The sequence below is a fragment of the Latilactobacillus parafuchuensis genome, assembly GCF_055271665.1.
The window spans coordinates 2,175,707-2,199,736 of sequence record NZ_CM143875.1 but is presented as its reverse complement, the minus strand read 5'-3'; the positions used below and the strand labels follow the sequence as shown (position 1 = coordinate 2,199,736).

Below are 24,030 nucleotides of genomic sequence, written 5' to 3'. Positions count from 1 at the left end.
CGAGATTATGGTAGTAGGTGACTTTGCAATTGAATTAGAAACAGTCGTGATTGGTTCTGGCCCTGGTGGCTATGTTGCTGCCATTCGCGCAGCCCAATTAGGTCAAAAAGTAACGGTGATTGAACGTGGCAACATCGGCGGGGTTTGTTTGAACGTCGGTTGTATTCCTTCAAAAGCGTTGATTTCTGCCGGCCATCGGTTCCAAGCCGCTCAACATTCTGATATTTTTGGGGTCACGACGACCGGTGCGCAACTGGACTTCGCCAAAACGCAAGATTGGAAACAACATCAGGTCGTTGAAACCTTAACGGGTGGCGTTTCAATGCTATTTAAGAAACACCACATTGATGTGTTGGAAGGTTCGGCCTTTTTAGTCGATGAGCACAGCTTACGCGTGATCCATCCGGATAGTGCCCAAACTTACAGTTTTAAAAACTTAATCATCGCCACTGGCAGTCGGCCAATTGAAATTAAAGGGTTTAAATTTAGTCAACGGGTCATCGATTCGACTGGTGGGTTAAACTTAACTGAAGTCCCTAAGGAATTGGTTGTGATTGGTGGGGGCTACATTGGCTCTGAATTAGCAGGCGCTTACGCCAATCTTGGCGCACACGTCACGATTCTTGAAGGAACGGATACCATTTTACCGAACTTTGAAAAAGATATGGTACAGTTAGTGACGAAGAACTTCAAGGCCAAGGGGGTTGACGTGATTACGGGCGCGATGGCTAAAGAGACCGTTGAATCTGATACAAACGTCACTGTCAAATATGAAGTTAGTGGTCAGGAACAAACGCTCGTCGCTGATTATGTGATGGTGACGGTTGGTCGCCGGCCCAATACGGATGATATGGGAATCGCGCAAGCGGGTATCCAATTGACTGACCGCGGTTTGATTGAAGTTGATCAACAAGGCCAAACTAATGTGTCTGGTATTTATGCGATTGGGGATATCGTTCCCGGCGCTGCCTTGGCCCATAAAGCCAGCTACGAAGCTAAAATTGCGGCTGAAGCGATTGCGGGTCAAAAGTCAATCGTTGATTATCACGCAATGCCAGCCGTTTGCTACACTGATCCGGAACTCGCGACTACTGGTTTAACGTTGGCTGAAGCCAAAGCCAAGGGAATCGAAGCTAAAGCGGCTAAATTCCCATTTGCGGCAAATGGTCGGGCGTTATCACTGGCGGACACAGATGGTTTTGTGCGATTAGTGACTACTAAAGCAGATCATACTTTGATTGGCGCGCAAGTCGCAGGTGCTGGGGCCAGTGATTTGATTTCCGAATTAACGTTAGCCGTTGAATCGGGGATGAATGCTGAAGATTTAGCATTGACGATTCATCCACATCCAACGCTCAGTGAAGCGATTATGGATGGTGCTGAACTAGCGTTAGGGATGCCCATTAATATCTAAATTGCGGGTCTAAAAAGATAATCGACAAGTGTCGATTATTTTTTTTTGTCAAATCAGTCGCGTTTTTAGTTGCTAAATAAGGTATAATGTAAATCAGTTAACGACAAAATATGTAAACTATCTGAAGAGCTGGTTTTGAATAACAGGAGTTTTTATGCAAACAAACTATAGTTACCCATTAGAACCTGATTGGACCCCAGATGAAGTGGTCCAGGTCATGCATCTTTATAATTCAGTGGAACAGGCTTACGAATTTGGGGTCAAGGTCGCTGACTTAAAAGTGGCTTACCGGGCGTTTAAAACCGTTGTGCCAAGTAAGATGCAAGAAAAACAGTTGGATAAGGCTCTAACTGAAGCTTGTGGTTATTCGATTTATCGATGCATGCAAGCGGCTCAAAAAACCGATCGAACACAACTCAAGATGACGGTAAATTAATTAAAGGTAGATGAATAGGATGGAAAAAGAGGCGCTGTATCAGTTAAGCCAATCTTTACAAAAATGGGTTCTTGAGGCAGCCGCCTACACAAGAAGTCAGATTAAACAGCCTTTAGAAATCGCCACGAAGTCTGGCCCCAATGACCTTGTGACCAACGTTGATCGTGCTAACCAAGCTTTTTTAGCAGCTAAAATTAAAGGCGATTACCCGCAAGCGATTTTAGTGGGCGAAGAAGGAACCGAGGCCGTTCCTGATGATTGGGAATCTGGTTTAGCCTTTTTCATTGATCCGATTGATGGCACGATGAATTTTGTGAAGCAGAATGAGAATTTTGCAATCATGATTGGCGTTTACGACCACGGCCAACCGACATTAGGGATTATTTACGACGTGATGGCCGATCAACTCTATTGGGGTGGGCCACAACTAGGCGTCTTCCGAGACGAAGTACCGTTGTTGTTGACGGATAATCCGCCGTTAACGAAGGGGTTAATCACGGTCAATACGAAGATGTTAGTGGCTGATGATTTGAATTTGCAACGCGTCTTTATGCACAGTTCAGGGGTCCGAATTTATGGGAGCGCCGGGATTGTCTTTGGTCAATTGTTGAAGGGCAATTTGTGCGCTTATATTTCTAAACTAGCACCGTGGGACATCGCTGCCGGTCGTGTTTTGGCCGAAAGTTTAGGTTTTCAAGTTCTGAAATTTAATGGCCAACCAATTTCCATGACCACTAAAGAAGGGATGGTCGTCGCACCAGCCCATGCTATGAATGAGATTTTAGCGATTATGCAACAGAAATAAGCGTACCAATAATTAGATTTTCATGAAAAAAACTTGCGGATTTTCAAAAATTCGTTAATATATAAAGCGTAACTGCAATTTTTATGGTAAAATATTAGCTTGTATACATTAGACAAACACACTAGTCAAGTCACTAGCGAGAGGAAGCGTAATCACTTGAAAAAAAGAGAAGACATTCGCAATATTGCGATTATTGCCCACGTTGACCACGGTAAAACAACTTTAGTTAACGAAATGTTAAAACAATCAGATACATTAGAAGGTCATTCAGAAATTTCTGACCGCGCCATGGATACCAACGATATTGAAAAAGAACGTGGTATCACCATTCTTTCAAAGAATACGGCTGTTAAGTATAATGGCAAACAAATTAATATCTTAGATACACCTGGACATGCCGATTTCGGTGGCGAAGTGGAACGGATCATGAAGATGGTTGATGGCGTATTATTAGTCGTTGATGCATTTGAAGGGACAATGCCACAAACCCGTTTCGTTTTGAAAAAAGCGTTAGATCAACATTTAACACCAATCGTTGTTATCAATAAGATTGATCGTCCTGGCTCACGTCCTGCTGAAGTCGTTGATGAAGTCTTAGAATTATTCATCGAATTAGGTGCTGATGAAGATCAATTGGAATTCCCAGTTGTTTACGCAAGTGCGATTAATGGGACTTCAAGTTATTCTGAAGAAATTGATTCACAAGAACATACAATGGTACCTGTCTTTGATACAATCTTAAAGACAATCCCAGCCCCTATTGATAATAGTGACGAACCATTACAATTCCAAGTTGCCATGTTAGATTATAACGACTATGTTGGTCGTATCGGGATTGGCCGTGTTTCTCGTGGATCAATCAAGATTGGTGATCAAGTTGCCGTCTTGAAACTTGACGGTTCTGCTAAGAACTTCCGGGTCACAAAAATCTTTGGTTTCATCGGTTTAGACCGAGTTGAAATCCAAGAAGCACAAGCGGGTGATTTAATCGCCGTTTCCGGGATGGATGATATCTATGTCGGTGAAACTGTGACACCAGTTGATCATCAAGAAGCTTTACCTATTTTGCGGATTGACGAACCAACGTTACAAATGACGTTTGTTGCCAATGATTCACCATTTGTTGGCCGTGAAGGTGACTTTGTTACTGCTCGTAAGATTGAAGACCGTTTACGTCATCAATTGCATACCGATGTTTCTCTTCGCGTTGAAGATACAGACAAGTCTGGTGCTTGGGTTGTTTCTGGTCGTGGGGAATTACATTTATCAATCTTAGTTGAAGAAATGCGTCGTGAAGGTTTCGAATTACAATTATCACGTCCAGAAGTTATCTATCGTGACGTTGATGGTGTCATGAGCGAACCATTTGAAATGGTCCAAATCGATACACCTGACGAATATACTGGTTCAGTGATTGATACCATGTCACAACGTAAGGGCGAAATGCAAAACATGGAAAGTGATTCCAATGGTCAAACACGGATGACTTTCTTAGCCCCTTCACGTGGTTTAATTGGTTATTCAACAGAATTCTTAACCATGACCGGTGGTTACGGGATTATGAACCATACTTTCGAAAAATACTTGCCTGTTATTAAGAACTGGGAACCAGGCCGTCGTAATGGCGCCTTAGTTTCAATCAATGCAGGGACTTCAACGACTTATAGTTTACAATCCGTTGAAGACCGTGGCCAATTATTTATTGGTGCCGCCGTTGAAGTTTACGAAGGTATGATTATTGGTCAAAACAGTCGTGATGCTGATATCGCGGTTAACGTTACTAAGGGTAAAAACTTAACTAATACGCGTGCTTCAGGTAAAGATCATTCTGCAGCAATCAAGACACCAAAAGCAATGTCTCTTGAAGAATCAATCGAATTCTTGAACGATGATGAATATTGTGAAGTTACACCAACTTCAGTTCGTCTACGTAAAAAGATTCTCGATACGAATGCACGGACTAAAGCTGATAAGAAACGTAAAAAAGGTTAATTCATTAACTTAAAGTTAAAAGGTAGTTCCTAAACATTAGGGGCTACCTTTTTTGGTATAGTCGGGTAAAAGAAGTATGCTATAATACACGATAGAGTGTTTCATAAAATAACGGATAAATAGGGGTTTTAGCATGATTGAACAACAAACGGTCGGTTATTTAACATTAAAAGCAGATGCAGATAAGATTCAAAAGCTATTAACACAACAATTCAAGGCGCTTTGTTTGAGCCAATGTCCAATTGTTGAAGAAATTATTGACACGCAGATGTTTGGCTTTTCCAAGGAAGTCGATTTTGCTAAACGCGTGCAATTAATTACGGTAGATGAAGGCAATGATTTGGTGAGTAATCTTGAAGAACAGGTCAATCAGATTTATAACCAAATTTATCAAGCGCAAGTGCTCAATTAATTAGTAGAAATTAGGTGTAACTGTGTGGCGAAAGTTTCAAAAAAGTAAAATTCAATATCTCGATTATTGGTTATTAATGCCGTATATCATTTTATGTGCCATTGGCGCCTTGATGGTTTATTCGGCCAGTTCGGATTTAATGTCGATTAACGGCTTGAAACCAGATGCCTATTTTACCAAGCAATTAATCTATATCGCAATCGGGTTTATATTATTATTAGTGACGTTTTTTTTACGATTATCAGTCTTACGTAGTTCTGGGTTATTAATGGGGAGTACGATTGCCATATTTGCTGCATTACTATATCTTTTCGGATTAAGTCATCTTCGGCCTAGTGCGGCGGTGAACGGTGCAACGGCTTGGATTCAATTTGGGCCAATCAGCATTCAGCCATCTGAATTTGCGAAATTATTGATTGTCTTGTATCTTGCAAGTGTGTTATCAAATAAAGAAAAAAAGTTAGAAGAAAAATTTTTAGACAACGTCAAAATATTTTTGCGGCCCGTAATACTAGTTGGTTTGATTATCTTTTTCGTTTTAATTCAACCCGATTTAGGGGGCGCTAGTATTTTAGGAATGGTGACCTTAGTCATGTTTTTTGGGACGGGGATTCCGATTAAATATGGTGCGAGAGCGATTGGCGGGATTGCGGTAGTGGTGACGAGTGCGTTAATGATTCTAGGCCATTTCAATTTGTCGAACAATATTTCGTCGTATAAGCTAAATCGATTACTGGCTTTTTTACACCCCTTTAAGTTAGAAAATATGGGTGGTAGTCAGCTCGTTAATTCGTATTACGCGATTAATAACGGCGGTTGGTTTGGTTTAGGGCTTGGTAATAGTATCCAAAAACGGGGGTATTTACCTGAGCCGTACACCGATTTCATTTTATCAATCATTACTGAAGAAATTGGGGTAGTGGGGGCCTTGGTGATTTTGGGCCTATTAGGTGTAATCATTATCCGAATATTTATGCTGGGGATTCACGCGACCAAGATGTACCATACATTAATTTGTTATGGGGTTGGTACGATTATTTTCGTGCAGACTTTCTTTAATATTGGTGGTTTATTAGGAATTCTACCAATCACTGGGGTGACCCTACCGTTCATTAGTTATGGGGGGTCCAGTATGCTAGTGTTGGCCACCGGCTTGGGCATGGTATTGAATATTAGTGCTCAAGAAAAGCGTCTGGCGCACCAACGGTTACGATAAATGCAGATGGTTAAAAAGAGTTGGCGGTGGTTAGTCGCCCTATTAGTCTGGTTAGGCATTTTATTTGCTTGGCCAATCATGTTCGATACGCAATCAACAGTGGTTAAACCGCCGGCGCCGACTAAAACAAAACCGCGGTTGACGCATCCACAAAATCAAATGTTAACCACGGTCGGTCCGGCTAAATTGATCCAACGACCTGTAGCCGATTTAATACAAGCTTATGGACAACCAATCAAGCAACTTAATAATGGGGCGGAGACAATGCGTTGGTTATTTCACGTCGATTCCAAGCAATATTTGGAAGCAACGATTGACCAACAAACCAATCGGGTTGAACAGCTCGTATTATTGGGACAAGCTCAAAATAGCGCCCCGTTTAAATACCAGCAAACGCTTGATCAGGTGACACACACAATGACGTTAGCCGCCAATTTTGAAGTCAAATTGCACGAACAAACTTTTCAGATTGAGTTAAACGAGCAACAACAAAAGCAATATCCACTAGTGGCATTTAAGAATGGCACCTATGCCATTTTGGTGATGACGGATGATCACTTAGCGACGGTCATTTATTTAGACGCCAATGCGTTATTACAAACTGATTTATACCGGGTCATTTCGATGACCCCGATTCCTGTATCGGATAATAGCGCGACTGACACATTCCAGAACCAACAAGCCATCTTGCAACAATACGTTCAGATCCAACGGTTAAACCAACAACACACGCTGTTGACTGTTGATTCATTACCGGTTGCTCCTGCGTTTACGCAACAGTTTAAAGCTAAACCGGCTAGGTGGTTAACAAAACAGGGACAGAAACGGTTTCGGCAGATTAAACAAGCAACGACGGATAATCGTTATTTAACCACACGTGATTTTAAACGGGGATTGTGGTCGGCCCTCGGTTTGAAGCCAACGAGTCATCTTTTTATTTGGCCGAACCAACTTGGGACGAAGCAATTAGTGTTGAACCGACAAACCGCGCTACAATCGGTAATTAAGCAGCCGGATTTGCAAAGTATGCGGGTGGCAACCATTGACGGTCATACAATCTTAGTATTGGAGTAGGACAACGTGATAATTGATGATAATTTATTGGCCATTGAAAACCAATTGGCGCAACTTTTTCAAACGATTTGCCAAGGAACCGTCTACCAACGCTACCAAACCACAAAAAAAATAGTGACAGATGATTCAGCATTACAACAACAAATAACAGATTTTACGCGGTTACGTGATCGGTATGCAGCAATTGCTGATTACGGTGAGGCTGCGCCGGGGTTTATGCAAGTTCAAACGGCTGTGTTAAAAGCGAAACGGGCGTTGGACTTGCAGCCTAAAATTCAGGCTTTTAAACAAGCTGAAACTGATTTAGAAAATTTATGGGGTCAGATTAGCATCACGATTGCTGACAGTATTTCAACCGATATTCAAGTCGCAGCGGGCAATCCTTTTTTTGAGATTGACCGGCGACCACATCAACGATAGTAGATAAAGGACTGATTAGATGACATTGACAGTAACGAAACGACAAGGCGTGGTTGTATGGCTGTATTCATTACGACAAGTGAAACAATTAAGACGATATGGTCTTGTTTATTACACGTCTAAACGCATGAAATACGTGTATTTGTATGTCGACATTGACCAAGCTGAGATGGCTGTCGAAAAATTAAAGAAATTACACTATGTTAAACGGGTTAGTCTTTCACAACGACCCAATATTGATATGGACTTTGGGGCCCGTGTGGGTAAACCAGAGGAAATGATCGCCCAAAAAACAGTTTCAGAGGAGTTAGATTAATGCGGATTATTGCAGGCGAATTTGGCGGACGGCGGTTAAAGGCCGTCCCAGGAATGCAAACACGACCAACCACGGATAAAGTGAAAGAAGCCATGTTTAGTATGCTCGGTCAATTTTTTGATGGGGGCCAAGCGTTAGATCTCTACGCCGGAAGCGGTGGTTTAGCCATTGAAGCCGTTTCGCGTGGGATGGATCACGCTTATTTAGTGGACCGTCAATACGCAGCGATTCAAACGATTCAAGATAACGTTGCCGTCACAAAGATGCCAGATTGTTTTACCATTTGGAAGATGCCGGCTGAAAAAGCGTTGGTCAAATTGGCAACTGACCAGCAAAAATTCGAGTTAATTTTATTGGATCCACCTTATAAACAGCAACAGATGTTGGCACAATTACAACAATTTATCGAACTCGATCTCTTGCAACCCGGCGCGACGATTTTATGTGAAACGGATACGACGTTGATTTATCCAGAAGAGATACCACATTATGAACTAAAACGGCAACAAAATTACGGCATTACCGAAGTTGCCATCTTTAAATTTATTGGTTAAGGAAGTGGCGAGATGCCTAAGATTGCTCTGTTTCCAGGAAGCTTTGATCCTTTTACGAAAGGGCATTTAGATACGGTTCAACGGGCTAGTCAGTTGTTTGATCAAGTGATCATCGCGGTGATGACTAACGCGGCAAAGCAGCCTTTATTTGATAGTCCCACGAAAGTAGCGTTAATCGCGGAAGTGACCACTGGTTTAGCCAACGTACAGGTTGTCGCGCAACCCAAAACGTTGACGGCTGATTTTGCGCGCCAAGTGGGTGCTCGTTATCTGATTCGGGGGATTCGCAATGCCAATGATTTCGAATACGAAAGAGACATTGCGGCGTTAAATCAAACCCAAGATGGTCAGCTAGAAACGGTTCTACTGTTGGCCAAACAGGAATATGCGTTTATCTCTTCTAGTATGGTTAAAGAAATCGCCAGTTTTGGTGGTCAAGTTGATCAATTAGTGCCACCAACTGTCGAACGGGCTTTAAAACAAAAATTACAGGATAAGAGAGATTAAAATGCCAAAAAAAAAGCGGGGATTCAAACGATTTATCTGGCCGCTAGTGATTCTCCTACTGCTAGCCTTTTGCCTAGTGCCAACCCATTACTACATAGAAGGTGCTGGAACGGCCGAACCCACTAAACAATTTGTCACAGTCGCGGGGAAACATGACCAACAACGGGGTCGCTTTTTATTGACGACAGTGGGTATTCAAGGGCCAGCAACCGGATTACAATTATTATTATCTAAAACGCAACCCTTTACTGAAATTTTGAGTCGTGCTGAATTAATGGGTGATGAAGATTCGAAAGATTATGATCAGATTCAAAAATATTACATGGACAGCTCGATTAACAGTGCGGTTGAAGCGGCTTACAAGAAGGCTAAAAAACCATATACCACCAAGTATATGGGAGTTTATGTGATGTCGATTTTAGATCAATCGACTTTTAAAAAGCAGTTAGCGGTTGGCGATACGATTACGGCCATCAATCAAAAACAATTCAAGAGCGCCGATGGTTTTGTTAAATACGTGCAAGGTTTAAAAGTGGGTCAAAAGGTAACGATTGCGTATCAACATAACGGTCACGCTAAAAAAGCCACTCAACGGCTGATTAAGCTCCCTAAAACGCATTATGCAGGGTTGGGGATTACGTTAACCGATCATTCAGAAATCGAAACTGAAACGCCAGTTAAGATTGATGCGGGTGAAATTGGTGGCCCGTCAGCGGGTTTGATGTTTACGTTACAGATTTATAGTCAGTTAACCAACCAATCATTATTAGCCGGTCGCACGATTGCTGGGACGGGAACGATTGCCCCCGATGGCACGGTTGGACCGATTGGCGGGATTGATAAGAAAGTCTTAGTCGCCAGTCAAGAAGGGGCCACGGTGTTCTTCGCCCCGGATGATCCGGTCACTAAAGCCATTTTGAAAGTTGAACCGGACTATCAAAATAACTACGCAATTGCCAAAGCAGCTGCTAAAAAGATTAAAACTAAAATGAAAATCGTTCCGGTCAAAACGTTGGACGATGCTCTCAATTATTTAAAATAACCAGTAAAAGTCCGTTGATGATTAATCAGCGAACTTTTTTGTTTGTTTCGGGTAATTATAGATAGGGGGGTGATGAGATGGGGCCGATTAATTGGCAACGTTGGCGTCAATTTTGGTGGCTACCAATCGTGGGTTTAATCTTAATCGGGGGTGGTCTCTGGGGTCGACACCAACGGACAGCGCACCAACGCGTTGAGAACCAACAATTGCTAAAAGGATCATCATCAAAAAAACAACCGTCTGCAAAAGCTAAATCGCAAACTAACCAGTCAGAGCAACCAGCAAAAGGCGGCTTTATCGATTTAAAAGGGGCGGTCAACCATCCGGGTATTTATCCGATTAAGGTTGGTCAAACACGGTTATTTGATGTGCTGAAGGCTGCGGGCGAGGTGACCGAAGCGGCTGAGACGAGTCAGTTAAATCTAGCACAGAAGTTGACGGATCAATTAATTATTTATGTGCCGCGCAAAGGGGAGGCGATTGAGGCCGCAGAACTGATTAAAAGTCCTGAGACTAGCGGTGGTCAAGCAGCAACGTCAGAACAACCGACAACGGCAACGAATGAATCGACCAGTAGTGCCAAAATTAATTTAAACCAAGCTGACAGTACCCAGTTACAAACGTTGAATGGCATTGGGCCGAAGAAGGCTGAACAAATAATTGCGTATCGTGATGAACAAGGAAAATTTGAAAAGATTGAAGAATTACAAAAAGTTGGCGGAATAGGCCCGAAAACTTTCGAACAGTTACAGTCGCAAATTTGTGTTGAATAGGTCCGATTGATGTAAAATTTGCTATAATGAGAACTAATTATATTTTTAGGGGGAATGATGGTGTCAGATAAGCGAATGCCATGGAATCAATATTTTATGTTACAGTCGGTGCTATTATCGATGCGCAGTACGTGCCCACGTTTGTTCGTCGGCGCATTAGTGGTTCGCAATCGACGCATTATTGCGGGGGGCTATAATGGCTCCGTCGCCCATGAAGATCACTGTATCGATGTCGGTTGTTTAATGCGCGATGGTCACTGTTTACGGACGATTCATGCTGAAATGAACGCTTTGACGCAATGTGCTAAATTCGGGGTCCAAACAGATGGCGCTGAGATTTACGTCACTCATTTTCCTTGTTTACAATGTACTAAATTAATTATTCAAGCGGGGATTAGCCAAATTCACTATCAAAAGGATTACCATAATGATCCGTATGCCTACGAGTTATTGGAAAAATCAGGTGTGGTGGTTGAACAGGTTAATTTATCCGTGGATGATGCCAATACATTAGTTAATTTTCTGGAGAACGAACAGACTTCTGAATGAGAAACAACTGGGTTTACCCAGTTATTTGTTTAGCTTTACTCAACGCGGTTTTGCTTGGTCAGTATCGCCTAATTAGTAGTTGCTTATTATTATTGTGGTTGTTCAGAATCAGTATTTTGCGACAACCAACGATTATTGGGATGACGATCGGCTTATTAGTTTGCGGTGTTGTTCGCTTTGGTTGGCAGCTACAATCGGATTTAACGCGCCGACCGCCAGATCAACAGGTTTTTAAGATTCAACCGGATGATATTCAAGTGTCAGGAGATCAAGTCCGTTTTTTGGCAACCAGTCAAGTCGATCACCAAGTGGTTTCTGGGTTTTATTGTTGTCAGAATCGGCAAGAACAACGACGCTGGCAAACGAATTGGCGGCCAATCATACTGAACGGCGACTTTGATTTTGAACGAGTTCAAGGCGCGACTAATCGCAATGAATTTGATTACGCCCGTTTTTTAGCGCAACAAAAAGATTGCCATTATCAAATTCAGGTGGTACCGGAGCATGGGTTACAACCAATTGAGCCCCAAAATTGGCGTGATCGATTACACAGCGTTCGTCAAAAATGCGCGCTTAGACTAGCACAATTACCGCCGACGTTAAGTTTTCACGCGCAAGCGCTATTGCTTGGTATTCGGGATCAACAAGGAACACAGTATCAAGAGACGCTGGGTCGCTTGGGGGTCATTCACCTACTTAGTTTATCCGGCTTGCACGTTTTTTACTTACTGTCATTAGTGCGCGCGGGGGCGACTTATTGTCGAATCCCGCGCGAAATTATGAATCGATTGTTGCTAGTCAGTCTGCCGTTTTACGCCGTTTTTACCGGTAACGGGACGAGTGTCAGTCGTGCGATTGGGTTAATGATGGTGCAACTACTCTGTGAAGAGTGCCATTGGCGGCAATCGCGCTTAGATAGTTGGAGTCAGGTCTTAGGACTGAATTTGTTGTGGCAGCCGTATCTTTTGCAATCAATGGGTGGCCAACTCAGTTATCTGATGGCTTTTGCACTAATCTACTTGCAAGGTCAGTCTAATTTTAAGGTGTGCTATTGGCTGAATCTAATCAGCTTACCACTGGGCCTACGGTATACTTATCGGTGGCATCTGTTAACGATTTTGGTGAATGGTGCGATGGTGCCGATTTATCTACCAGTTGTGTTGAGCTTAGTGGGCTTAGCCATCGTGGGACAATTTGTTTGCTCGCCACTAATTGGTGGCTGTGATTGGGTCTTGCGGAGTCTTTACCAGCTGCTAGATTGGTTAGCCACGTTTCCGTATCTAACCGTGACGTTTGGCAAAATACCATTACTGCCACTATTAGGCGTACTGGGTTTGACGTTATTGCTGATGGTCACGGTGGTGCCAGCCGTCCGTTGTCGGTTACGTCGCGGGATAATTCTGTTGTATGGTCTCAGCTTTTTGGGGATTCATTTTAACCCAATCGGTCGGGTGATTGTCTTTGATATTGGCCAAGGGGATAGTATTCTGATTCAACAGCCGTTTAATCGCCACCACCTATTAATTGATACGGGTGGTCGATTGAAATTACCACAGGAAAAATGGCAGAAACGCTATCAAGTGAGTCGCGTCGAAAAAATGACGGTTAATTATCTGTATAGTCAAGGCATCGACCATTTGGATGCGGTCGCGGTAACCCATCAAGATGCCGATCATATTGGTGATTTGGGTCAACTCCTGCAGAAAATCAAGGTCGATCGGGTGATTTGTGCGGCGGGACTACCGGAAAACCAGCAATTTCAAAGGCAAATTAAGCCCTATTTAAATCAGATTCAATTAACGCCAACTTTGGCGGATCAGCCGTTTAAAATCGGTCAGCAAGTCTATTCTGTTTTAGCGCCAGTTACTGCGGGTAATGGGACTAATGCGGATTCGTTAGTGATTACGACTAATTTACAAGGGACACAGTGGCTGTTTACGGGTGATTTGGAGCAAGCCGGTGAATTAGACCTATTACGGCGTTATCCGCAGCTTAAGGTCGATTATTTAAAGGTGGGCCACCACGGGAGTCAAACAGCAACCGCGCCGGCTTTTGTTCAACGGTTAAAACCAACGGGCGCCTTGATTTCGGCTGGTCGGCATAACCGTTATCAACATCCGCACGAAGTCACACTTAAAACGTTAAAACAAGCGGGGGTGCCTTATTGGGTGACCGCGCAGTCTGGGATGCTTGAATGGTGTTACGGGCCCTGGCTGGATAGCGACAATAGTCAAATTAAAACAACGATAAAGGATTGGGTAAATGATGACAATTGAACAATTAAAAACAGCGATTCAACACCAACAATTGGCGCCACTCTACCTTGTTTTAGGGCAAGAAGAAGCGTTAATTGAAGAGGTACGTCAATTATTTAAACAAAGTTTACCGGCTGAAGAGCTTACGATGAATTTTGCGAGCTATGATTTAGCAGCTACCGAGGTCGCTGTTGCGATTGACGATGCGGGTTCGGCACCTTTTTTTGGTGAACGCCGGTTAGTCTTTTTGCAAAATCCGTATTTTTTAACGGGTGAAAAAACTAAAAATAAACTAGATCATGATTTAGCGAGCTTACAAACTTATTTTGAAACGCCGCAACCGACAACCACATTGGTCGTTTTTGCGCCGTATCCTAAGTTGGATGAACGGAAAAAATTAGTCAAGCAGCTTAAAAAGACTGCCACAATTGTTGATGTCCAAAAAGTTAAGGATCATCAAGCGCAGCAGTTGGTGGGGCAGTATTTGAAAGCTCAAAAGGTGACGATTGAGGCACCAGCGATGCAATTACTAGTCAGCAAAACCGGTGGCGATTATAGTCAGATGATGGCTGAATTACCGAAGTTAATCCTCTGCGCCGCTCAAACGCGCGAGATTACGGTGGCGGCAGTCAATACGTTAGTCGCCAGCAGTATTGAAAATAATGTTTTTGAATTGGTACCGTTAGTTTTACAGAAAAAAGTCGGTCCGGCTTTGACGATTTATCATGAATTAGTGTTGCAAAAAGAGGAACCCTTAAAGATTAATGCGATTCTTTTAGGGCAATTCCGGCTGTTGCTGCAAGTTAAAATTCTATTCGAAAAAGGGTATAGTCAGGGCAATCTCGCCAGTGTTTTAAAAATCCATCCGTATCGGATTAAGTTGGCGATGCAACAAATTAAACATTTTTCGAAGCCGACATTGGCAGCTGCTTATCTTGGGTTAGAAGACATCGAAGTTAAAATCAAAACGGGGCAGGGTCAACCAGCCTTATTATTTGAACTCTTTATGTTACAGTTTGCTGCTCAAAAAACGGCCTAAAAAAATAGGCTACCGATAATCAGAAGATTGTCGGTAGCCTATTTGAATATTGGCAAAAATTATTTAGCCATCATTTTGTTTAAACGTGACTTGTCACGGCCAGCTTTGTTGGCGTGGATTAAGCCTTTAGTTTCAGCCATATCGATTGCGCGAGTAGCAGCTTTCAATAAGTCTGCAGCTTGGTCACTACCTTCTTCAGTAGCAACTTTGAATTTTTTGATTGCTGAACGCATTGTGCTTAATTGTGAAGCGTTTCTGTTGTTTGCTTTTTCAATTGTTTTAACACGTTTCATAGCAGATTTAATTTGTGGCATGGTTTCACCTCCGATGGGTTTCACTATCTTTATAAAAAAAGATTTTTAATTTCAACAGACGTTATTATACCAAACAAATGAGACTGATTGCAATACTAAGTTGTAAAGTATTTCAACTTGACTGCATAATTTTTTTGAGAATGATGGCTTGCTTTTATTGTTTTTTTTTAGTAAAGTGATGTAGTGCAATTCGCACGGAACCTGTTACATCGTTTAGCGACGTTCACCCGACGCTTTACGCTGTTTCGGGCTATCATAATTGAAGGGTGGAAATTAGCATGGCTATTTCACAAATTACTAAGAACGATGTTATCAAACAATATGCACGTCACGAAGGGGACACTGGTTCACCAGAAGTTCAAATCGCTGTTTTGACTGCAGAAATCAACGCCTTAAACGAACATTTATCTGTTCATAAGAAAGATCACCATTCATATGTTGGTCAAATGAAGAAGATTGGTCACCGTCGTAACCTTTTACGTTACCTACGTGATTCAGATGTTCAACGTTACCGTGAATTAATCAAGAGCCTTGGCTTACGTCGTTAATTTACTTAAGAAGTCGCCCAGTTGGGTGGCTTTTTTTTTGCCTTTTTTAAAGCATGGGCCTCATTGAATGGGTCTTTAGTAATCAAAAGCTGTTTGTTTGTTTAAATTGTGATAAAATATGAATTAGAATTTAAAGCGGATGAGTTTTAAACGAAGAATTTAAAAAATAGATGAATAGTTTGAAAGGCGTGCCTTTCAATTTATAGAGGTGAAAGAATGAGTAACATTAAGATTATGCCGCTTGGCGGCGTCCGTGAAAACGGTAAAAATTTAAACGTCGTTGAAGTCAATGATGAGATTTACATTTTAGATTGTGGTTTGAAATACCCTGAAACCGAATTATTAGGGATTGATATTGTCATTCCGGATATGACTTATTTGGAAGAAAATGCCGAACGAGTTGCTGGGATTTTCTTAACACATGGTCATGTGGATGCGATTGGGGCGTTACCTTATTTCTTAAAAGAACATGATGTGCCCGTCTTTGGGTCAGAATTGACGATTGAATTAGCGAAGATTACGGTCAGTAGCGAACCTAAGTTGCGTCGTTTCCAAAATTTCCACGTAATTAATGCCAATACGGCGATTGATTTTGACAGTGCGACGGTGTCATTCTTTAAGACGACCCATTCAATTCCCGGTTCGCTCGGAATCGTCATTAAGACGGATGAAGGTCAGATTGTTTATACTGGTGATTTTAAATTCGATCAATCAGCACAACCCATGTATCAAACCGATTATGCGCGCTTAGCTGAAATTGGTAAGCAAGGCGTTTTAGCATTGTTAAGCGATTCAGCTAATGCAGAATCACCTTATGCAATGGCTAGCGAACGCGATATCGCGGAATCCATTTTTGAAACCTTTAAATATCAAACGGGCCGGATTATTGTGGCATCAGTTGCTTCAAACATTGTCCGGATTCAACAAGTCATCGACGCGGCCTACAAAACGGGTCGTAAAGTTGTTTTAACCGGACGCGATTTAGAAAAAATTGTGCGGACGGCGATGAAACTCGAAATGATTATCTTGCCAGATGAAGCCATTTTAGTGCAACCCAAAGACTTAGAAACTTTGGCTCCTGAACAAACCGTGATTTTAGAAACGGGTCGCATGGGTGAACCGATTAAAGCCTTACAAAAGATGGCGACAAGTCATCATCGTCTGATTCACATTGAAGAGGGCGATCTAGTTTACTTAACGACGTCACCTTCACACGCTATGGAAACTATTTTGGCGAAGACTAAGGATATGATTTATCGCGCCGGTGGTGAAGTCAAAGCCGTTGGTGATGATTTACATGCGTCTGGTCATGCGAATAAAGGCGATTTACAATTAATGCTCAATTTATTACACCCACAATTTTTAATTCCGGTACAAGGCGAATACCGTTTATTAGCGGCGCATGCCGATATTGCGCATGAAACAGGAATGGACTACAAGGACATCTTTATCGTCGGTAAGGGCGACATCTTGAGCTATGACAACGGGAAGATGCACGTTGGTGGTCAAGTGGATGCAACGGATATTATGATTGATGGTAGTGGCATTGGCGATATCGGGAATATCGTCTTGCGCGATCGTAAATTGTTATCAGAAGATGGGATTTTTATTGCAGTCGTCACCATTGATCGTAAGAATAAAAAAATCATTGCCGATCCTAAAGTGACTGCGCGTGGATTTGTTTACGTTAAAACCAGCAAAGATTTGATGGCTGAAAGTTCAGAAATCATTAAACAAGCGGTTCAGAATAATTTGGATAACAAAGAGTTTGATTGGAGTCATTTGAAACAGGATGTCCGGGAAAACTTAAGCCATTATTTGTACGAACAAACGAAACGGCGCCCCGTGATTTTACCAGTGATTATGGAAATCAATCAAAATCATCGTCGTCAAAAAAAGGACGTTAAAAAAGCGCCCGTAAAAGAAGTACCTGCTAAATCAGCGGAATAAACGTAAAAAGTCGAATATTAATTCGGCTTTTTTTCTAATATTAAAAGTTGGGAGTGAGTCGATGGGTGAGACAGTGGAACTGCCGGGTAATTATGAACGGCATATTCAACTCGGGAAGCAGGCGGCCAATCAACAAAATTGGGCGACTGCGATTGACCATTTTGAAGCCGCGTATGCTTTAGAACAACGTTTTAGTTTAAATATTTTATTGGCAAGTGTGTTGGTTGAAAATCGCCAGCTAGCGGCGGCTTTGCAATTAATGCAAGAGAAGGTCGCCGACTATTTGGCTGAACCAGATCTGATTGGCTTCTACATTGCCGTTTTATTGGCGAACCAGGAGTTTGTTGAGGCTAACGAGCTCTGGCAAGGGGTCTGGCCCCAAATGCAACAAGACGCCAAACAACGCGTATTTTGGCAAACCGTTAAACGGAGCATTGAACGCACGCAGAATCGGTACCGAGAACAACAGGTGCCGGCAATCGATAAAATCCGACAAAAACTTTATAGTATTGCGGGATTACCATTGACGGAACAGATGCAACTGCTGAAATTGGCTAAACAGTTACCACAAGCCGACTATTTAAAGGGGATTCAACCGGTATTGGTTAACCCGTATGTGCATCCATTCGTGCGCAGTACTATTTTTGAAGAATTAGTCACGTTAAAAATAGCGCAACCGATTGACGTATTTTGGTTCGATCAGGTGAAGACCGCTATTCCCAATGAAATCCCATTGATGGAGACGAGTCCGAAAATTCAGGCGGTCCAACAAGCGATTCAACAAGCATTGGCGGATGACCCAATTTTTGCTGAACAGGTATTAGTGACAAGTCAACTCTATTTAGCTTGTTTATACCCGTTTGAAAATGAGGTTCTGGTCGATTCAGATGAATGGACAACACTTTTTTTACAAGAGTTGGGGTTAGTTCCAGAAAATCAGGTCACGATAGTTTCAGAAAATTCGCAAGCTTGGTTTTTGAAATTGCAAGAATTAGTGGCTAAACTAATGTTTTAAATGAGAAAACGCACCTTAAAATTAGAAATATTGCTTTTTTTAAGCGCTAAGTGTTTACAAACGTGCAAATAGCAGATATAATCATTTTTGAATTCTTTTAGTGTCAAAAAAACTCTTTGTCTTTTTGCACTCAAAGTATTATAATATTATGTAAAGGATTATCAGTATTGGAATTTATCCGCTGATTTTTTCTTGCGAAAATACAGGAGGTTCGTTTTAATGGCAGAAAAAGCACATTACGAAAGAACAAAACCCCATGTTAACATTGGTACTATTGGACATGTCGATCATGGGAAGACAACTTTAACAGCAGCTATCACAAAGATGTTAGCAGGTAAAGGCTTGGCAGAAGCTCAAGACTATGCAAACATCGATGCTGCACCAGAAGAAAGAGAACGTGGTATCACTATCAACACTGCCCACGTTGAATACGAAACAGAAAAACGTCATTATGCACATATTGACGCCCCAGGACATGCTGATTATGTTAAAAACATGATCACAGGTGCTGCACAAATGGATGGTGCTATCTTAGTTGTTGCCGCAACTGATGGTCCTATGCCACAAACACGTGAACATATCTTACTTGCTCGCCAAGTTGGTGTTGATTACATTATCGTCTTCTTAAACAAAACTGATTTAGTTGATGATGAAGAATTAACTGACTTAGTTGAAATGGAAGTTCGCGAATTATTAGACGAATATGACTTTGATGGTGATAACACACCTGTTATCCGTGGATCAGCACTTGGTGCTTTAAACGATAACCCTGATGATGTTAAAGCTGTTGAAGAATTAATGGATATTGTTGACGAATACGTACCAACTCCAGAACGTGAAACTGACAAGCCTTTCTTAATGCCTGTTGAAGATGTTTTCACTATCACTGGTCGTGGTACTGTTGCTTCTGGTCGTATCGATCGTGGTACAATCAACGTCGGCGACGAAGTTGAAATTGTTGGCTTGAAAGAAGAAGCTGCTAAGACAACTGTTACTGGTTTGGAAATGTTCCGTAAGACATTGGATCAAGGCCAAGCTGGCGATAACATCGGCGCATTGTTACGTGGTATCGACCGCGAAAACATCGAACGTGGCCAAGTTTTAGCTAAGCCAGGTTCAATCCAAACTCATAAAAACTTCAAGGGTGAAGTTTATATCTTGAGCAAGGATGAAGGTGGTCGTCATACACCATTCTTCTCAAACTATCGTCCTCAATTCTATTTCCATACAACTGACGTTACTGGTGTTATCGAATTACCAGAAGGCGTTGAAATGGTTATGCCTGGTGATAACGTTACATTTACTGTAGACTTAATCTCACCAGTTGCTATTGAAAAGGGTCTTAAGTTTACTGTCCGTGAAGGTGGCCGTACTGTCGGTGCCGGTGTCGTAAGCGAAATCCTTGACTAATTTTTAATTAGTTAAATATTAAAACTCGAAGTCTAGTGCTTCGGGTTTTTTTGTGTTTAAAATTCGAGATAAATTCACTAAAATAGGGATTTTATGAGGATAAATATTTACAATTCCAAGCAAATAGTTTATGCTAATTAAGTATGCAATTGATAAATTGTGAATATAACTGTCGGAGGAAAATTATGTCAGCAAAATGGGAAAAAAAGGGCACCAATGATGGTGTTCTAACCTTTGAAATTGATTTAGATAAAATTAGTGAAGGTTTGGACGTTGCGTTCAAACGTGTCCGTAAAAACATCAACACACCTGGTTTCCGTAAAGGTAAGATGCCTCGCCAAATCTTTAACAAGATGTATGGTGAAGAAGCGCTTTATGAAGATGCTTTAAACGCTGTTTTACCAGAAGCTTACGATGCTGCTGTTAAAGAAGCCGCAATTCAACCAGTTGATCAACCAGAAATTAACGTTGAAAAAATGGAAAAAGGCGCTGCTTGGGTGATTTCTGCTAAAGTTATCGTCAAACCAGAAGTTAAATTAGGCGATTATAAAGGTTTAGAAGTGCCTAAACAAAGCCGTCGGATTACAATCAAAGACGTTGAACAAGAACTTGAAACACGTCGCGAACGTCAAGCCGAATTAGTGCTTAAAGAAGACGCTGCTGCTGAAAATGGCGATACAGTTGTCATCGACTATGAAGGCTCAGTTGATGGTGAATTATTTGACGGTGGCAAAGCCGACAACTATTCATTAGAATTAGGCTCAAACTCATTCATCCCTGGTTTTGAAGATCAATTAGTTGGTCACAAAGCAGGCGAAGAAGTTGAAGTTAAAGTCACATTCCCTAAAGACTATCAAGCTGAAGAATTAGCTGATAAAGAAGCAATCTTCAAAGTGACAATGCACGAAGTCAAAGCAAAGGAATTACCTGAATTAGATGATGAATTTGCTAAAGACATTGATGAAGATGTTGATTCATTAGACGAATTAAAAGAAAAAATTCGTGAAGAATTAAAACAACAAAAAAATGATGCTGCTGATACGGCCATCCAAGATGCTGCCGTTGCTGCTGCAACTGAAAATGCAACAATCGAAGATTTACCTCAAGCAATGTTGGACGAAGAAGTTAATACTCAACTACAACAATACTTAGGTAACATGCAACAACAAGGTATCCAACCTGAAATGTACTACCAAATCACTGGGACAACAGAAGATGATTTGAAGAAACAATTCGAAGGCGATGCTGACAAACACGTTAAAACAAATCTTGTTTTAGAAGCAATCGTTGCTGCTGAAAAAATTGAAGCAACTGACGAAGAAGTCGCTGCTGAAATTAAAGAATTAGCAACACAATATAAGATGGAAGAATCAGCTGTTCGTGGCGTTCTTTCAGACGATATGTTGAAACATGATATCGGTGTTAAAAAAGTAATTGACATGATTACTGATTCAGCAGTCGAAGTTAAAGACGCTAAATAATAACGATGTGAGCTTTAATCGGTTCTAAAAGCGGGTTCAAGGTGCTTACTTTGGACCCGCTTTTGCGTTGTTTTGGTGAAAAGGCGTTATACTGTGACTTCTAATTAAACTATGTTATAGTTTTAATTACGATTTCAAGACGTTGTAGCTGACAGTCTTTTTAAAGATGCTATGATGAAGATAGGAAAGGGGATCATTTTACGATGTTAGATGATACAGAAACAACAACCGGCCCAGTCACTTGTTCGTTTTGTGGTAAATCACAAGACCAAGTTAAAAAGATTGTCGCTGGCCCTGGCGTTTACATTTGTAATGAATGTATTGATTTATGTAAAGAAATTATTGATGAAGAATTCAAAGATGAAGCCGTTAATGATTTATTAGAAGTGCCAAAACCAAGAGAAATTCTGGCCATCCTTAATGATTACGTTATCGGTCAAACTGAAGCGAAAAAAGCGTTATCAGTAGCCGTTTACAACCATTACAAACGGGTCAACCAAATGACGGTTGCTGAAAAAGGCGATACTGAACTCCAAAAGAGTAATATTGCTTTAATTGGGCCAACCGGTTCGGGTAAAACATTCTTAGCACAAACCTTAGCACGGATTTTAAACGTGCCATTCGCGATTGCGGATGCGACCACGTTAACTGAAGCGGGTTATGTTGGTGAAGATGTTGAAAATATCTTGTTGAAGTTATTGCAAAATGCCGATTTCGATGTCGATCGTGCTGAACGGGGCATTATTTATATCGATGAAATCGATAAGATTGCCAAGAAGAGTGAAAACGTCTCAATCACCCGTGATGTTTCGGGTGAAGGGGTCCAACAAGCGCTTTTGAAGATTCTTGAAGGGACCATTGCGAGCGTTCCCCCACAAGGCGGGCGTAAGCATCCACAACAAGAGTTAATTCAAATTGATACCACTAATATCTTATTCATCATTGGTGGGGCTTTTGACGGCATTGAAACGATTGTTAAGAACCGTCTAGGGGAAAAGACAATCGGTTTTGGTAGCAAAATGGGTAAAGTCATTGATGAAAAACAAAGTTTAATGCAACAAATTGGGACGGAAGATTTAATGAAATTCGGGATCATTCCTGAATTCATCGGTCGAATCCCAATTACGGCCGCCTTGGAGAAATTAACGGAAGATGATTTGGTTCGGATCTTAACAGAACCTAAGAATGCGCTCGTTAAACAATATGGTAAGCTGATGGCATTAGATGATGTTGAACTTGATTTCACGGAAAACGCCCTCCACGCGATTGCACATTTAGCGATTGAACGCGATACGGGTGCCCGTGGGTTACGGTCAATTATTGAAGAAGTCATGATGGATATGATGTTTGATATCCCAAGTCGTGAGGACATTGCGAAGGTCTTAGTGACCAAAGAAGCTGTTGAAGGTACTGGCCAACCGCAACTTTTCTTAGCTGACGGTCAAGAAGCCTCATAAAATAAAACGGATAGAGGTTGATGACGATTAATCGTCATCAATCTTTTTTATTGTGTTCCTAAACATGGATATTGAGAGAAGTCAACGGCGCAAAAAAACTTTATTTATGCTAAACTAGCTATCGAAGCAAACAATCGGAGGTCATTATGAAAGTACAAGAAGTTGAAATGGTTATGAGTGCGGTCTCAGAGGCCCAATACCCAACTGATCAGTTACCTGAAATTGCCTTATCTGGCCGGTCAAACGTTGGTAAATCATCATTGATTAACAAGTTAATCAATCGGAAAAGTTATGCGCGGACATCGAGCCAACCAGGGAAGACCCAAACCTTGAATTTCTACCGGGTTGAGAATCAACTCTATTTTGTCGATGTCCCCGGTTATGGCTATGCGAAGGTTTCTAAGAAGCAACGGGAGAAGTTTGGTCAGATTATCGAAACTTACTTAACAACGCGTCAAAACGTGCGAGGATTAATCTCATTGGTTGATGGTCGTCATGAACCAACTGAAGATGATGTAGCAATGTACGTTTTTGCGAAATATTATGAATTACCCGTTTTAGTCGTGGCCACTAAGATGGATAAGATTTCGAAGAGTAAATGGAGCCATCAAGAAAAAATTATCAAAGAAAAACTTGATTTTAATCCGGTCGATAGATTTGTTTGTTTTAGTGCACAAACGGGTGCTGGTAAAGAACAAGTTTGGGAGTGGATTGAACGTCAATGTGAAATTGGAGGTCAACATTAATGGAATTTAATGAATATCAAAAGCTAGCCAACCGAACGTTATACGGCAATGAACAAGTCTTGACGAATTTAGCGTTAGGGTTATCCAGTGAAAGTGGTGAGGTGGTTGATATTGTTAAAAAGTACACCTTCCAAGGTCACCAACTAGACGAAAAGGTCTTGACCAAAAAGATTGGTGATGTACTTTGGTATCTATCCCAAATCGCAGAATGGAATAATGTTGATTTTGAACAAGTCGCCCAAGACAACATTGAACAATTAAAAAAGCGTTACCCCGAACGGCACGCTAAATAATCTGTATTAAAA

General features: G+C 41.5%; 25 protein-coding genes. 24 read left to right on the top strand and 1 reads right to left on the bottom strand.

The genetic code is table 11. The features are described from left to right. The first annotated feature begins 7 nt into the window (after positions 1–7). The 16 genes from lpdA to holA all read left to right on the top strand — a co-directional run bounded on the left by lpdA (position 8) and on the right by holA (position 14,804). Complete coding sequence (lpdA, locus tag ACVPPQ_RS10835; RefSeq protein WP_463494691.1) at positions 8–1,414, top strand: dihydrolipoyl dehydrogenase; 1,407 nt, start codon at positions 8–10, stop codon at positions 1,412–1,414. Between the two features lie 154 nt (positions 1,415–1,568). Further along, on the top strand, positions 1,569–1,850 hold the full coding sequence (locus ACVPPQ_RS10830) for a UPF0223 family protein (protein WP_463494689.1): 282 nt from the start codon (positions 1,569–1,571) through the stop codon (positions 1,848–1,850). Positions 1,851–1,860: 10 nt separating this feature from the next. Continuing rightward, positions 1,861–2,655, top strand: a complete 795-nt coding sequence (locus ACVPPQ_RS10825; protein WP_463494687.1) for an inositol monophosphatase family protein — start codon at positions 1,861–1,863, stop codon at positions 2,653–2,655. A gap of 156 nt (positions 2,656–2,811) precedes the next feature. Then, on the top strand, positions 2,812–4,647 hold the full coding sequence (gene typA / locus ACVPPQ_RS10820; protein ID WP_463494685.1) for a translational GTPase TypA: 1,836 nt from the start codon (positions 2,812–2,814) through the stop codon (positions 4,645–4,647). Positions 4,648–4,780: 133 nt separating this feature from the next. After that, positions 4,781–5,059 (top strand): DUF1507 family protein, encoded by a 279-nt coding sequence (locus ACVPPQ_RS10815; protein WP_463494683.1) that lies wholly within the window; start codon positions 4,781–4,783, stop codon positions 5,057–5,059. A gap of 76 nt (positions 5,060–5,135) precedes the next feature. Next, positions 5,136–6,275: an FtsW/RodA/SpoVE family cell cycle protein gene (locus tag ACVPPQ_RS10810; protein WP_463494681.1), complete on the top strand. Its 1,140-nt coding sequence runs from the start codon at positions 5,136–5,138 to the stop codon at positions 6,273–6,275. 6 nt (positions 6,276–6,281) lie between these two features. Further along, positions 6,282–7,349, top strand: coding sequence for a CAP-associated domain-containing protein (locus ACVPPQ_RS10805; protein ID WP_463494679.1), 1,068 nt, complete (start codon positions 6,282–6,284; stop codon positions 7,347–7,349). 6 nt (positions 7,350–7,355) lie between these two features. Further along, entirely contained in the window at positions 7,356–7,769 is a 414-nt protein-coding gene (locus ACVPPQ_RS10800) for a YlbF/YmcA family competence regulator (protein WP_463494677.1), read from the top strand. 19 nt (positions 7,770–7,788) lie between these two features. Continuing rightward, entirely contained in the window at positions 7,789–8,085 is a 297-nt protein-coding gene (locus ACVPPQ_RS10795) for a YlbG family protein (RefSeq protein WP_463494675.1), read from the top strand. Further along, on the top strand, positions 8,085–8,639 hold the full coding sequence (gene rsmD / locus ACVPPQ_RS10790; protein WP_463494673.1) for a 16S rRNA (guanine(966)-N(2))-methyltransferase RsmD: 555 nt from the start codon (positions 8,085–8,087) through the stop codon (positions 8,637–8,639). Before ACVPPQ_RS10795 ends, rsmD begins: the two co-directional genes overlap by 1 nt. 12 nt (positions 8,640–8,651) lie before the next feature. Then, on the top strand, positions 8,652–9,146 hold the full coding sequence (gene coaD, locus ACVPPQ_RS10785; protein WP_463494671.1) for a pantetheine-phosphate adenylyltransferase: 495 nt from the start codon (positions 8,652–8,654) through the stop codon (positions 9,144–9,146). A 1-nt stretch (position 9,147) separates the two neighbouring features. Next, positions 9,148–10,188, top strand: coding sequence for a SepM family pheromone-processing serine protease (locus ACVPPQ_RS10780; RefSeq protein ID WP_463494669.1), 1,041 nt, complete (start codon positions 9,148–9,150; stop codon positions 10,186–10,188). A 77-nt stretch (positions 10,189–10,265) separates the two neighbouring features. Then, complete coding sequence (locus ACVPPQ_RS10775; protein WP_463494667.1) at positions 10,266–10,961, top strand: helix-hairpin-helix domain-containing protein; 696 nt, start codon at positions 10,266–10,268, stop codon at positions 10,959–10,961. A gap of 57 nt (positions 10,962–11,018) precedes the next feature. Next, positions 11,019–11,510 (top strand): ComE operon protein 2, encoded by a 492-nt coding sequence (locus ACVPPQ_RS10770; protein WP_035438757.1) that lies wholly within the window; start codon positions 11,019–11,021, stop codon positions 11,508–11,510. Then, the gene (locus ACVPPQ_RS10765; protein WP_463494665.1) at positions 11,507–13,786 is read left to right on the top strand and encodes a DNA internalization-related competence protein ComEC/Rec2; all 2,280 of its coding nucleotides are present in this window, start codon (positions 11,507–11,509) and stop codon (positions 13,784–13,786) included. Before ACVPPQ_RS10770 ends, ACVPPQ_RS10765 begins: the two co-directional genes overlap by 4 nt. After that, positions 13,776–14,804 carry a DNA polymerase III subunit delta gene (holA, locus tag ACVPPQ_RS10760; protein ID WP_463494663.1) on the top strand — a complete coding sequence of 343 codons (1,029 nt, stop codon included), beginning with the start codon at positions 13,776–13,778 and terminating at the stop codon, positions 14,802–14,804. The genes ACVPPQ_RS10765 and holA overlap by 11 nt, the downstream gene beginning before the upstream one ends. A gap of 59 nt (positions 14,805–14,863) precedes the next feature. On the opposite strand, the gene rpsT is transcribed toward holA, so the two are convergent. After that, complete coding sequence (gene rpsT, locus ACVPPQ_RS10755; protein ID WP_025082379.1) at positions 14,864–15,118, bottom strand: 30S ribosomal protein S20; 255 nt, start codon at positions 15,116–15,118, stop codon at positions 14,864–14,866. A 278-nt stretch (positions 15,119–15,396) separates the two neighbouring features. Here rpsT and rpsO point away from each other — a divergent pair, with 278 nt between their 5' ends. The 8 genes from rpsO to ACVPPQ_RS10715 all read left to right on the top strand — a co-directional run bounded on the left by rpsO (position 15,397) and on the right by ACVPPQ_RS10715 (position 24,018). Further along, the gene (rpsO, locus tag ACVPPQ_RS10750) at positions 15,397–15,666 is read left to right on the top strand and encodes a 30S ribosomal protein S15 (RefSeq protein ID WP_025082378.1); all 270 of its coding nucleotides are present in this window, start codon (positions 15,397–15,399) and stop codon (positions 15,664–15,666) included. A 216-nt stretch (positions 15,667–15,882) separates the two neighbouring features. Further along, positions 15,883–17,616, top strand: coding sequence for a ribonuclease J (locus ACVPPQ_RS10745; RefSeq protein ID WP_463494660.1), 1,734 nt, complete (start codon positions 15,883–15,885; stop codon positions 17,614–17,616). Between the two features lie 61 nt (positions 17,617–17,677). After that, positions 17,678–18,631, top strand: a complete 954-nt coding sequence (locus ACVPPQ_RS10740; RefSeq protein WP_463494658.1) for a tetratricopeptide repeat protein — start codon at positions 17,678–17,680, stop codon at positions 18,629–18,631. Between the two features lie 219 nt (positions 18,632–18,850). Further along, the gene (tuf, locus tag ACVPPQ_RS10735) at positions 18,851–20,041 is read left to right on the top strand and encodes an elongation factor Tu (protein ID WP_025082375.1); all 1,191 of its coding nucleotides are present in this window, start codon (positions 18,851–18,853) and stop codon (positions 20,039–20,041) included. Positions 20,042–20,226: 185 nt separating this feature from the next. Continuing rightward, a complete protein-coding gene (gene tig, locus ACVPPQ_RS10730) occupies positions 20,227–21,522 on the top strand; it encodes a trigger factor (protein ID WP_463494655.1) in 1,296 nt (431 codons plus the stop codon). Positions 21,523–21,725: 203 nt separating this feature from the next. Further along, a complete protein-coding gene (clpX, locus tag ACVPPQ_RS10725; RefSeq protein ID WP_463494653.1) occupies positions 21,726–22,979 on the top strand; it encodes an ATP-dependent Clp protease ATP-binding subunit ClpX in 1,254 nt (417 codons plus the stop codon). A gap of 146 nt (positions 22,980–23,125) precedes the next feature. Next, on the top strand, positions 23,126–23,725 hold the full coding sequence (gene yihA / locus ACVPPQ_RS10720; protein WP_463494651.1) for a ribosome biogenesis GTP-binding protein YihA/YsxC: 600 nt from the start codon (positions 23,126–23,128) through the stop codon (positions 23,723–23,725). Continuing rightward, entirely contained in the window at positions 23,725–24,018 is a 294-nt protein-coding gene (locus ACVPPQ_RS10715; protein ID WP_463494649.1) for a nucleoside triphosphate pyrophosphohydrolase family protein, read from the top strand. Before yihA ends, ACVPPQ_RS10715 begins: the two co-directional genes overlap by 1 nt. Positions 24,019–24,030: the final 12 nt, after the last annotated feature.